This window comes from Vagococcus lutrae, from assembly GCF_003987555.1.
Classification (GTDB): Bacteria; Bacillota; Bacilli; order Lactobacillales; family Vagococcaceae; genus Vagococcus_A; species Vagococcus_A lutrae.
Map to the genome: position 1 here is coordinate 190,276 of NZ_NGJW01000002.1, position 13,004 is coordinate 203,279.

The window sequence follows — 13,004 nt, forward strand, 5'->3', positions numbered from 1 at the left end:
TTTTATGTTGACTTATCGAAATTATTTTATAAATAGTTATTTTTTTTATTTTAATTTCGCTTGATTTAATCGCAATGAGTTTAATAAAACACTGACTGAACTAAAAGCCATAGCGCCTCCAGCTACCATAGGGTTTAGTAAGCCAAGTGCGGCAAACGGAATACCAATCGTATTATACACAAATGCCCAAAACAGATTTTGCTTGATTTTTTTCATCGTTAATTCCGAAAGCTGGATAGTTTTGGCAATTTGACGTAAGTCACTACTCATCAGTGTGACATCTGCCGTTTCCATTGCAATATCCGTCCCGCTTCCCATTGCAATTCCCACATCAGCAACTGCAAGTGCCGGTGCATCATTAATTCCATCTCCTACCATCGCAACGATTTCGCCTTCTGCTTGTCTTGCTTGAATCACGCTTGCTTTTTCTTCTGGTAAAACTTCGGCAATAATTCGTTTAGCATCAATCCCGACTTGCTTCCCAATCGATTGTGCAGCTCGCTTGTTATCACCTGTTAATAGATAAACTGCGACACCTTGTTCGTGTAACGTCTGGATCGCTTGTTTAGAAGTAGTTTTTATCGGGTCAGATACGGCAATTTGAGCCAGTACTTCGGTTTCAGAAAGTAAAAACATGACTGTTTGGCCCTCTTCTTCTAATTTCCGATAATCAAAATGAGTAGGAATCGTTAATTTATGCTGCCTAACTAAGCGTTCTGCTCCGACGCTGTATCGAGCTTGACTGACTATCCCAGTAATACCCATTCCAACTAACGCTTCTACCTCATGTGCATCAGGTATCTCAATTTCATACGCTTCTCCGTAAGCGACTATAGCTCGTGCTAAAGCATGTTCCGAATCTCTTTCTAGCGCCATTAATATTTTAAGATATTCTTGTTGACGAGCGTCATCGTCACTCGCCCATTTGACATCTGTTACTTTTGGCTTTCCTTCCGTAATCGTTCCTGTCTTATCAAGTACGACCGCGTTAATTGTCGCTGCTTTTTCTAGCGCACCGCCGCCTTTAATCAGAATTCCATTTTTAGCACCAAGCCCCGTTCCAACCATAATGGCTGTTGGTGTCGCAAGTCCTAAAGCGCATGGGCAGGCAATCACTAATACTGCCACGCTATGTAAGACAGCTTGTTCCATATAACCTGAGACCCAGAACGTCACTAAGAAGGTGACAAAAGCTACAAGTAACACTACAGGGACAAAAATATGTGATATACGATCCGCCACACTTTGTATCGGTGCTTTCGTCCCCTGTGCTTCTTCTACCATGCGAATGATACGTGAGAGTGCAGTGGTAGCACCAATATTCGTTGCCTCGACTTGCAAGACACCTGTTTGATTGACTGTTCCTCCAAATACACGGTCTTCGCTCTCTTTTTCTACTGGCATGCTCTCACCAGTCAACATACTTTCATCAATCGCAGAGCGTCCAGATACAATAACCCCATCGATAGGAACTTGCTCTCCGGGACGAATGACGACGATATCACCAACTAGCACGTCATCAATAGGAATGGAGACGACCTTTTCATCACGCAAGACATTTGCGATTTTCACTTGCAAATTCATTAACTCTTTAATCGCTTCGCCTGTTTTGCTTTTCGCACGTTGTTCTAGATACTTACCTAGTAATATAAGCGTGATAATTACCGCACTACTTTCAAAATACAGATGCTCGGGATTGCCGCCAAAAAAGCCGTTATAAACACTTAAACCATAGGCTGCTGAAGTGCCCATCGCTACTAAGACATCCATATTAGGGGCTTTGGCTTTAATCGCATGGTACGCTCCTTTATAAAAGCGCATACCGATATAAAATTGAACAGGAGTCGCCAATAAGAGCTGCACCATAGGTAAATGTAACCAATGTACAATAGGATGCGTAACACCTAGCATCATCAATATCATGCCTATTACCATTGGTAAACTCAACGCCGCACTGATAATCAACTGAAGTTTCATATGGCGCTGTTCTTTTAATTGTTCTTGTTTGATTTGCTCGCGATGTGCCTCATCATAAAGAATCGCTTGATAGCCGCTGTCAGCTACTGCTTGTAATAAGTTAGTCACTGAAGTACGTTCATCAAACTCAACAGTCGCGCGTTCTGTCGCTAAATTAACATGAGCTGTTTTAACGCCCTCTTGTTCTAACAATCCTTTTTCAACTCTTGCGGAACAGTTTGCACACGTCATGCCTGATATCGCAAGTGTTTCTATTTGTGTCGTTTCCTTACTCACATTCTCACTCCTTTACTGGGTAGCCTATTTCTGATAGTTTTTCTTTCACATCATTTTCCACGCTTGAATCCGATAAAACAGCCGTTATCTGCTGCTTTTTCACGTTGCCTTTCACTTTCGCAACACCTGTTATTTCTGTTAAGGCATCTTCAATACGTGCCACACAATGTTCACAACTAATATTAGGTATTTTCATGACTAATTTCTTTTTCAATTTATTTCTCTCCTTTTCCATAAAATAGATGACATTGACACTGTCCGGGTAAGCAATCACACGGCACTTCAAGTGGGGCTGTTAATTGTTTATCTTGAATAACTTGCTCGAGTCGTGCTAAATCTTTTTGACTTAAAACTGTATCGGTGATTAATTCTTGTAGTAATTCACCCGATCGTCGCGCGCATGTTTGACCAAGCAATGCCTTAAATGCTGTCATCAGCATTTCTTTTTCAGAGACGGTCGCTTCATAAAGAAAGGCGCGCCCTTCTTTCTCAGCTTTGATATATCCTTTATTCAACAACCGATTAATCAAGGTCTTAATCGTACTCGGTTTCCAATCCATTTTAGGCGTAAGCACATTTATAATCGTCTGACTGGTTACCGGACTATTCGCCCAGACAACACGCATGATTTCCCATTCTGCTTCACTAATTGTCGTTTCATTCATTTGCCACGCCTCCTTTCTACTTAAGTTTACATTTGTAAACGATAAAACGCAAGTGTTTTTACTTAGAAAAAAAAACCGCTATTTCATATGAAATAACGGTTTTGACTTTTATTATTATGGGTAAATACGGTGCAATAAACGTGGGAATGGGCTTGCTTCACGTACGTGTTCAATTCCAGACACCCAAGTTACGGCACGCTCTAAACCTAATCCGAAGCCTGAATGTGGTACAGGACCATATTTGTTTAAATCTAAGTACCAAGCATAATCGTCATAGTTGAGTTGATCTTTTTCTAATTGTTCCATCAAGTAATCGTAGCCAATAGCACGTTCACTACCACCGATAATTTCACCATAACCTTCTGGCGCAATCATATCAGCACGAATAACAACATCATCGCGATCTGGATGTGGCTTCATGTAGAAAGGACTCATGGATTTCGGATAGTTTAAGATGAAAACTGGCTTGCTAAAATGATTTGCAATAAAGGTTTCATGAGGAGAACCAAAGTCATCGCCCCACTCAATATCTTCAAATCCATTTTCTTGTAACAATGTGACAGCATCATCATAACTAATGCGTGGATATGGCAATTCTGTGTAAGATTTCAATAAGTCTTTATCTCGTCCTAAGACATCTAAAGCATAATCACAATTCTCTAAAACACATTCAATCATAAAGGCCACATATTGTTCTTGAATTTCTAAACTCTCATCATGTTTGACAAATGCCATCTCTGGCTCCATCATCCAAAACTCCGTTAAGTGACGGCGTGTTTTAGATTTTTCCGCTCTGAATGTTGGCCCAAATGAAAAGACTTTTCCAAAAGCCATCGCAGCAGCTTCTAAGTATAACTGGCCTGTTTGAGAAAGATAAGCTTCTTCTCCAAAATAGTCAGTGTGGAACAATTCTGTCGTCCCTTCTGGTGCACTACTTGTTAAAATAGGTGGGTCAATTTTAATAAAGCCACGCGTGTTGAAAAATTCGTAAGTCGCACGAATCATTTCATTACGTATTTGCATGATAGCATGTTGGCGACTAGAACGTAGCCATAAATGACGATGATCCATTAAAAAGTCTGTTCCGTGTTCTTTTGGTGTTATCGGATAGTCATGACTTTCTCCAACTACTTCAATACCTTGCACGCCAATTTCATAGCCGAATTTAGAGCGTGTATCTTCACGAATCTCACCTGTAATAATAACAGATGTCTCTTGGTTTAATGACTTAGCTAAGTCGAAAACTTCTTCTCCTACTTCGTTTTTGACTACTACCCCTTGGAAAAAAGCAGAACCGTCACGAATTTGTAAGAAAGCTATTTTACCACTTGAGCGCTTGTTAGCAATCCAACCCGCTATCGTTACAACTTCTCCCACGTGTTTTTTTGAATCAATTATACGAATTCTTTCCATCAGTGTCTCTCCATTTCTTTACGCTTGTTGCGTATCGTTCATTTTTCTTGCTATAAAAGCCTGAATACGTTGTATTGCACGTTCCAATGTTTCATCATCAGAAGCATAACTAATCCGAATATGATGAGCGCTACCAAAACCTTCACCCGTTACCACTGCCACTTTTTCTTCCTCGAGTAAATCATTCACCCATTGCGTGACAGATTGATACCCACAAAGAGTCAAACATTCTTTGATATTAGGATACAGATAAAAAGCACCTTCTGGTTTTGCGATTTCAAAACCAGTTAGAGCAGCAACTTTGGGATAAAACTTATTTAAGCGCGCTTCAAATGCCAAGCGCATCTGCTCTACGGCAGACTGATCACCAGTTAATGCCTCTACGGCAGCATATTGACTGACGGCTGCGCTATTGCTAACCGATTGACTAATCAGCTTGGTCACAGCTTTTATAACAGATTGATTACCTAATAAATAACCAATTCGCCAACCTGTCATCGCATAGCTTTTTGAAACACCATTCAGAATAATCGTTTGCTTTCTGATGTCATCAGAAAGCGTTGCAATCGACGTGAACTCATGTTGATTATATACCAATTTGGCATAAATATCATCTGCTAAAATGATTATTTGATGTAACACAGCCCATTCACCTATTTGGCGAAGCTCTTCAGCGGAATAAATCATTCCCGTTGGATTGGAAGGAGAGTTTAATACGATTATTTTCGTCTTGTCCGTCCGTGCTTTTTCAAGCTCTTCGACCGTTATTTTCATCTTCACTTCATCTGAAGGCTCTACAAAGACAGGTCGTCCGCCTGCTAATTTGATTTGTTCAGCATAGCTAACCCAGTAAGGGACTGGAATGAGCACTTCATCACCCTCATCTAGCAACACTTGAAACAAAGCAAAAAGACCAAACTTGACGCCATCAGTTACCACAATTTCTGACAAATCATAGTCCAAACCATAGTCGAGCTTCGTCCGTTTTTGAATGGCTTGCTTCAAAGGTAAAATCCCATCAGATGCCGTGTAATAACTCGCCTCTCCAGATGAAATAGCACGAATGGCTTCTGATTGAATGGTTAAAGGTGTCGGAAAATCTGGTTGGCCTAACGTCAGATTTAAGACATCATGACCAGCTTGTTTTAGCTGACGTGCTTTTGCAGCAGTTGCTAACGTAACAGATGCTGACATATTTTGTGCTTTAGCGGATAATTTCATCGATAAAAACCTCCTTACTATACGTTTTCTAGTACCGTTTGTAACTGACCATCTTCAAAGTTAATCAAATAATAATTTAGTGATTTATCTTTGTTTTGAGTCACTACTTCCCAAGTCGGTATATCTCGGTGAAGGCCAATTGTTGCCTTTAACAACTTATGTGGTTTAAACTCATCTTCCACTAATTTCAACGCTTCATATTCCGATAAACCTTTTTCCGGGTCAAGCAACTGTATTTTTTCTCCTGATTTTGGAATAATCACATACATTTTTTCGCCCTTTTCACTTCTTCCTAAGAGTGAAAAGTAATCTTCTTCACGATTATACCAATAAAATTTATCGACATGTTTTAAATTAGTATGTGCTTGCGCTACCTCGATAGCCTCTTGTTTCGCTTGTCGATAAGGACGCTGTGCCCTAACGTAAAAAACAGTAGAAAACAAGATAAATAGCGATAGCATTACACTGATAAAGGTCATTGTTTTTTTCAAAAGGACACCTCTTTCTCTTTTACCGTCTATTATAACAAATTAGATTTTTAATTGTCACGTTCTGATGACACATTCTCAAAAAAATCACGTACATCTGTAGCAATGTCATCTGAAGACGTTAGGTGAATCGGTAAGTCACGTGGTAAAGACCTTTGCATCATTGACGCATAGCTCGCACGTGTAAAACGTGGGTCGGTCATAATAATAATGCCACGGTCATCTATCGACCGTATCAATCTTCCGACACCTTGCCTTAAACGCAACGTCGCCTTAGGTAACGTATAATTATAAAAGCCATTCCCACCTGCTCGCTCAATTTCGTCTAAACGCATGCGCGCTGATAATCGCTCAGGTGACTCGAATGGGAGCCGGGTTATCATCAAAATTTCTAATTCGTTTCTCGGTAAGTCGATTCCTTCCCAAAATGTATCCGTTCCAAGTAAAATGCTATTAGGTTTGCGTTTAAATTGCTTAGTTATTCGTTCATTCGTTCCCGAAATCGATTGAGCATATACTTCAATGCCCTCTTGTAAAAGAACTTCGTGCGTCATTTGATAAACTTTTGCTAACTGTTCATGTGAAGTGAAGAGAACCAACATCGACCCCTTTTTTTCACGTGCAATAGCGGTAATTAAACGGCTTAAATACTTTGCGTAGACAAACGGCGACTGGTAAAAATAATCCTGACTATCTTCTAACGTCATAATACATGCCTGTTCATCGTAAGCATATGGTTCTTTTAAAGTCAGTTCTTGAAACGTCTGAATTCCTAATTGATTCATCAAAAAATGAAAGTCACGGTTGACTTGCAACGTGCCACCTGTCAATAAACATTGACGGTAACGTTGATACCAGACTTGCTCAGTGACTTCTATTTTCCCTTTTGACAAACATCCTATCACAACATTTTCATGTTTTTTCTCTAGACGTATCCAAAAAATAGTATCAACATCATCTTGCCATAACTGTAAAATACGAAACCGCTCAATGAATTGTTCTAACAATTCTATTTGACGACTAAACGCCAGTCTTTCCGATAAAAGCCATTTCTCTTGATGTGATTCAAAGGTCTCTTTCGCTTCATTTATCAACTCTTGTAATTCATTGACACATGACAGTAAATTTGCCAAATCGCTTTCTAAATATAAAGGTAAACGACGTTTTTCATCTGGTTTAAAATGATACGTTTCACCGTATGCTAGACCATAATCAATTTGCGCTATTTCCGTAATATCAGAAAAAACATGCTCTAAATAAGTATGTATCTCTGTCAAAATTAAGGTCATATGTTGTAAAAGATTGCCCCACTCATCATGTTTTAACAACTGAGCAACACTTAACTCAGGCCCTTTCAATAACTCTGTTACTTGATAAAAAAGAAGGCGTTTGTTACTCGTTTCTTGATTTCGTTGCCACAACATGTCTGGTAAGTGGTGCGCCTCATCTATAATAAGAAAATCACTACAAGGCAACTGAAATGTTTCACGTCTATCTTCTTCTATTAAATAAGCATGATTGACGATGATGACATTCGATACTCGTTGTCGTTCTTTCAAATGACGATAAAAATCTACATCATAAAACGGGTCGGTCGCTATTAACCACTGCTCTCCTCTATGTCGAACATGTTCAAAAAATAAGTGTTCGTAGTTAGCCAATTGAAGTTCTGTTAAATCTCCTGTGACTGTTTCTGTCAGCCACACGAGAACCCCCATTTGATAAAGCAAGTATTGCTTTTGTTCAACTGGATGTGACAGCGTTTCAGCAAAGCGTGTCAAATCAAGATAATGACGATGACTTTTCACTAATGTGGCTTGTAACGCATCCGGATGAAGCCGGTTTACTTCAGGAACTGCATATAGCATGAGTTGTTCTTCTAATAAAATCGAGCGCGTACTTACAACCACTGGGTTAGTAGACGTAGCTAAGTAACTTAAAGGATACAAATATCCTATTGTTTTACCACTTCCCGTTGGTGCTTCTAATACAAACGGTCTGTTTTTCGTCTTTTGTGAAAAATAATCAAAGACCTCATCCATCATTTTTACTTGTTCATCTCGATACTCAATCTCTCCAGCAAATATTCGTTGCTTGTCGGCACGTGTTTTCGGATAGTCTTCTGGATTAGCGATTTTTTCATTTAAAAAAACTTCTTTTTTTCTTAAAGCTATACCATAATGGATAAATAGCTCCTCAGGTAAATCTTTCTTTTGTTGCCGACTTTCCGCTAAAAGCATTTGCAAGAATTCGCGTGTATCAAACGCCAACATCGTGCTTAAAACCGTAATACGTTCAAGTGTTACAAGAGGAAGAGATAATGCCTTATCCGTAATTTTTTGTAATAACTGTGCCGTGACTTCAGCGTCGCTATCAGCTTGATGCGGACGCTCATGTGTTAACTGCAGTTCATTGGCAATATCCGTCAAGCGAAAACTAGCAAGTCTAGGATAAAAAATCTGAGCTAATTCTACCGTATCAATCGCCAGAATATTTAAGCGAGGCAATCCAACCCGTGAAAAAGACTCATTTAAAAACTGATAATCAAAATGCACATTATGTGCGACAAAAACACAACCTTGCAAACGTTGATATAAATCGGCAGCCACTTCTTCAAAATAAGGGGCTGTTGCCAACTGTTCATTCGTAATTTTAGTTAATTGTTGGATATGTGGAGAGAGTGTTCGGTTAGGATTAATGTCGGTCACAAAATGGTCAATCGTTATGCCATTTTGAACAAAGACACACCCAATTTGAATTAATGCATCCTCTTCAATATTTGCGCCAGTGGTTTCCAAATCAACCACTGCATAGATATCACTTCGTTGCATGTTACTCTCTCCTAACCCTTTAATTTCTCTTTTAGATTAAATGTTCGCGCTTCAGCAATGTAGACATCCAGTCAACTGTCTGCGCTGTTTTTTCATAAAGAATGGCTTCGCGATTACCCGCGATCGCCTCTTCCATATTCGTTAATTCATACCATAAAGCGTCTTCAGTTCGACCTGCACGAACGACTTCTTCCGAACCATCTGGATAAACAATCGTTGCTTCATCTGCCCGTGGATACTCCATAATTTCAACATATGCTAAGTCTCCAGCAATCAATGCACGCTTTGGTAATTTCGCACGAAAACTTAAATTAGAGATCAACATAATATCGTCCGTCGTGCGCATTGAAATAGCCCATCGCTCATCGACACCTGTTGGCGCATAAGGAATCATGAAACTATCCAACTCTACAAGAGCGCCACCCGAAAAGAAACTTAAGAAAGATAAGGCATACGTTCCAATATCCAACATTGACCCGCCCCCTTTTTCTTTAGAGAAAAAGCGGTTAGTCGGATCATCTTCTTTCAAACTACCAAAATCAGCTTGAATTTGTTTAATCTCACCTAATTTACCACTCGCAATCAATCGTTTCAACTCGTGCATTAAAGGCATATGAAAAATCGTCATCGCTTCTGCTAAAATAAGTTGACGGTCGTCGGCCAATTGTTTTAAAAGCGCTAATTCACGGCTGTCGTGCCAAATAGCCTTTTCACACAACACGTGTTTGCCATTCTCAAGCGCCTCTTTAATTAACGCAAAATGCTGACTATTAATTGACGCAATATAGACGACATCCACATCTTCATCTTGAAAGAGTGACGTGTAATCCCCGTATGATTTAACAGCGTTGAATTTCTCTTTAAATTCATCTGAACGTGCTTGATTACGAGATGCTACGGCATATGGTTGTAAACCATGTTCATTCATCGTACTAGCAAAACGATGTGCGATATTTCCTAAACCAACGATTCCCCATTGATAGGTTGTCATATTCATTCCTCATTTCTTAATCTTAGTAAGACAAAAAGTTTCAGCAATCATGTCAGATGAAACTTGTTCATACTGACTTAAATCAATATTATAATACTCGAATAAATGGTCGCTAAGAACTGCGACCGGCCGTTTCGCCCCTCAGGTAAAACCAGCTTCTCCTTTTTGAAAATCGATAATGGCTTCGCTAAATTCCTCTACACGATAGCCACCACAACGCGTGCGGATTTCTAAATCCGACCAGTAACTAAATATCTCTATGGCCTCCAAGTCAAAAACAGAGGTTATCTGCTTAAATTTGTCCGTCAAGTACTGCTGAACTGTTTCCTGTCTGTCGTGCGACCAACGATTATTCGGATGTAAATAACGTTCTAACAACGTTCGACCTTGTGCATCTTGTTGGATCTTAAACAATGAAAAAATCTCATCTAACATTTTTTCACTCCTCACTTCGTTGAATTTTTAAGAGCTTCGTTTAAAGCAATCAGCTCTTTCTCTGATAGATAACGATAGTAACCTGGCTTTAAATTTCCTAACTCAATCATCATCACGCGTGTTCTTTCTAAGGCTGTCACGTGATAACCAAGTGCTTGAGCCATTCTTCTTATTTGACGGTTCAACCCTTGTTGTAACGTAATCTCAAACTGATAAGTCGATACTTGTTTCACCTGACATTTTTTAGTTTTCTGATGCTTACCTGTTACAGGATTAAAAATTGTCACCCCTTGCGCCATTTGTTTCAAAAACTCTTCGGAAATTGGCTGGTCTACGGCCACTTTATACGACTTATCGTGTCCATTTTCTTCTCTTAATATTTTATTGACGATATCTCCGTCATTGGTCATCAATAAAAGTCCCGTAGACTCTTTATCTAAACGACCGATTGGGAAAATCATCTCGGGATAATCCATAAACTCAGTTAAATTCCCCTCAACTTTAGTATCGGTGGTTGAGGTAACTCCTACTGGTTTATTTAATGCCAAGTATACATGCGCTTGCTTCGGTACAATAGCTTGTCCATTGACTGTAACGTGTTGGTGAGCAAAAACTTTAGTTCCCACTTCTGCTACTTGACCATCAATTTTTACAGCACCACTTTCGATATGGCGATCTGCTTCCCTTCTCGAGCAAAAGCCTGACTGACTAATGTACTTATTCAGACGAATCGCGTCGGCTTGCTCATGCTGTATTAGTTGCGAAGGATTTGCATGTTGATGACTCATCAATCTTGCCTTTTTCATCTTTAGAACGCCTCTTTCTCTTACGACTTAAAAAACAGCCAAGCTCTCAGAAGAGTGGCTTGACTGTTAGGTTTTAAAATGCTTCAGTTAATTGTGGCACGACTTGTTTTTTACGAGAAACAACACCAGGAAGTAACGCAGTATGATTTTCTAAGGTCACGTTAAAGGCTTTCTCAACAGCCGCAATCTCTTCTCCAATAGCTAAAACAACGGAATCGCTATCTAAAATATTAGTAATAACAAGAACGAATAAGTCAAAGCCATCTTTGGAATTTTTTTCAGTCATCAATGCTTCTAATGACGCTTGACGTGCTAAAACTTCCGCCACATCCACTGTGTTAACTTGACCAATACGCACAATCTTGCCATTCATCGTAAATGATTTCGCGTCTAAGTCTAAAATTTCTTCATCTGTTTTTGTAGCAAGATTCGTGCCTGCTTTTAACATTTCCAGACCGTATTCTTCTAAATTAACATCTGCTATTTCAGCTAAAAGTTTTGCAACTTTTTCATCTTGATGCGTGCATGTTGGTGATTTGAATAAAAGCGTATCAGAAACGATAGCAGAAAGCATTAATCCTGCAATTTCTTTAGGAATAGCAATGTCATTTTCTTGATACATTTTATATAAGATTGTCGCCGTACAACCAACTGGCTCTGCACGATAGTACAGTGGATTCGCCGTTTCAAAATTAGCTATACGATGATGATCAACAACAGCTAAAACTTCGACGTCCTTAATATCGTCGACACTTTGTTGTGCTTCATTATGATCCACTAACATAACTTGGTTCGTCTCGTCACTCGCACGCTCTATAATACGTGGCGCAGCTACTTTAAAATAATCCAACGCAAATTGTGTTTCTTCATTAGGAGCACCTAATGCAACCGCTTCTGTTTTAAGACCTAATTGATTTTGTAAGTAGCTCATTGAAATAGCTGAAGTAATAGTATCCGTATCCGGATTTTTATGACCAAAAATTAAAATCGTTGACATACAAAAACTCCTTCTTTCTTCATGTGGTTTCATTATATCATAAATCACCTTATATGTTATACCGTTTTAAACGAGCAAATAAAAAAGACGTCAAAATAGACGTCTTTTTAAACTTTTATGACCATACACGTGTTTGATAGCCTTTGTAATCATCGACATGTAATAGTTGCTGAGCATTTTTAACACGCTCTTGAGCAGGTGGATTGATACCTTCTAACGGGTAATCCAAGCCTAACTCTTGCCACTTGTATATCCCCATTGTGTGATAAGGCAATACTTCGACTTTATCAACATTATTTAATGTTTTGATGAAAGCATCTAAACGTATTAAATATTCATCGTAGTCTGTACGTTGTGGAACAAGGACGTGACGAATCCATACCGGTTGATTAATATCTGAAAGGTACTGTGCCATTTCCAAAATATTCTCATTTGGATGGGATGTTAATTCACGATGTCCATCACTATCAATATGTTTGATATCAAATAACAGCAAATCTGTGTACTGCATTAATTCTTCAAACTTACTAAAGAATGGTTCGCGACGAGTAAAAGGTTTCCCACAAGTGTCGATAGTCGTATGAATACCTTCTTTTTTAGCTTTTTTAAATAAATCTAGCAAGAAATCTAACTGAAGTAAAGGTTCGCCACCACTTACTGTGATGCCCCCTTCTGCTCCCCAATAGCTACGATATTTTAAAGCTTCCTCTATCATCTCATCTGCCGTGACTTCACGTCCCCCACCGATTTTCCATGTATCAGGGTTATGACAGAACTGGCATCTCATTTGACACCCTTGAGTAAAAATAATAAAGCGTACACCAGGACCGTCTACGGTTCCGAAGTTTTCAGTGGAATGTATTCTTCCGACAACTTGTTTCGACATCTTTTCTCATCTCCATTT

General features: G+C 39.2%; 12 protein-coding genes. All 12 read right to left on the minus strand.

The genetic code is table 11. The features are described from left to right. Positions 1 to 45 precede the first annotated feature (45 nt). The 12 genes from CBF33_RS02620 to pflA all read right to left on the minus strand — a co-directional run bounded on the left by CBF33_RS02620 (position 46) and on the right by pflA (position 12,986). The gene (locus CBF33_RS02620; protein ID WP_126761328.1) at positions 46 to 2,253 is read right to left on the minus strand and encodes a heavy metal translocating P-type ATPase; all 2,208 of its coding nucleotides are present in this window, start codon (positions 2,251 to 2,253) and stop codon (positions 46 to 48) included. A 4-nt stretch (positions 2,254 to 2,257) separates the two neighbouring features. Beyond that, entirely contained in the window at positions 2,258 to 2,467 is a 210-nt protein-coding gene (locus CBF33_RS02625; RefSeq protein WP_211329516.1) for a heavy-metal-associated domain-containing protein, read from the minus strand. Between the two features lies 1 nt (position 2,468). Beyond that, positions 2,469 to 2,918 carry a CopY/TcrY family copper transport repressor gene (locus tag CBF33_RS02630; protein ID WP_126761335.1) on the minus strand — a complete coding sequence of 150 codons (450 nt, stop codon included), beginning with the start codon at positions 2,916 to 2,918 and terminating at the stop codon, positions 2,469 to 2,471. Positions 2,919 to 3,032: 114 nt separating this feature from the next. Continuing rightward, positions 3,033 to 4,331, minus strand: coding sequence for an asparagine--tRNA ligase (gene asnS / locus CBF33_RS02635; RefSeq protein ID WP_126761337.1), 1,299 nt, complete (start codon positions 4,329 to 4,331; stop codon positions 3,033 to 3,035). Positions 4,332 to 4,349: 18 nt separating this feature from the next. Next, positions 4,350 to 5,552 carry a pyridoxal phosphate-dependent aminotransferase gene (locus CBF33_RS02640; RefSeq protein ID WP_126761339.1) on the minus strand — a complete coding sequence of 401 codons (1,203 nt, stop codon included), beginning with the start codon at positions 5,550 to 5,552 and terminating at the stop codon, positions 4,350 to 4,352. Positions 5,553 to 5,569: 17 nt separating this feature from the next. Then, on the minus strand, positions 5,570 to 6,043 hold the full coding sequence (locus tag CBF33_RS02645) for a cell wall elongation regulator TseB-like domain-containing protein (RefSeq protein WP_023605562.1): 474 nt from the start codon (positions 6,041 to 6,043) through the stop codon (positions 5,570 to 5,572). Positions 6,044 to 6,090: 47 nt separating this feature from the next. Beyond that, positions 6,091 to 8,871, minus strand: coding sequence for a helicase C-terminal domain-containing protein (locus CBF33_RS02650; RefSeq protein WP_126761341.1), 2,781 nt, complete (start codon positions 8,869 to 8,871; stop codon positions 6,091 to 6,093). Positions 8,872 to 8,902: 31 nt separating this feature from the next. Beyond that, positions 8,903 to 9,862, minus strand: coding sequence for a Gfo/Idh/MocA family protein (locus CBF33_RS02655; RefSeq protein WP_170167731.1), 960 nt, complete (start codon positions 9,860 to 9,862; stop codon positions 8,903 to 8,905). A gap of 141 nt (positions 9,863 to 10,003) precedes the next feature. After that, positions 10,004 to 10,297: a hypothetical protein gene (locus tag CBF33_RS02660; RefSeq protein WP_126761345.1), complete on the minus strand. Its 294-nt coding sequence runs from the start codon at positions 10,295 to 10,297 to the stop codon at positions 10,004 to 10,006. 11 nt (positions 10,298 to 10,308) lie between these two features. After that, positions 10,309 to 11,103 (minus strand): pseudouridine synthase, encoded by a 795-nt coding sequence (locus CBF33_RS02665; RefSeq protein WP_211329517.1) that lies wholly within the window; start codon positions 11,101 to 11,103, stop codon positions 10,309 to 10,311. 73 nt (positions 11,104 to 11,176) lie between these two features. Next, positions 11,177 to 12,100: a manganese-dependent inorganic pyrophosphatase gene (locus CBF33_RS02670; protein ID WP_126761347.1), complete on the minus strand. Its 924-nt coding sequence runs from the start codon at positions 12,098 to 12,100 to the stop codon at positions 11,177 to 11,179. 115 nt (positions 12,101 to 12,215) lie between these two features. Next, complete coding sequence (gene pflA, locus CBF33_RS02675; RefSeq protein WP_023605567.1) at positions 12,216 to 12,986, minus strand: pyruvate formate-lyase-activating protein; 771 nt, start codon at positions 12,984 to 12,986, stop codon at positions 12,216 to 12,218. Between the last annotated feature and the right edge of the window lie 18 nt (positions 12,987 to 13,004).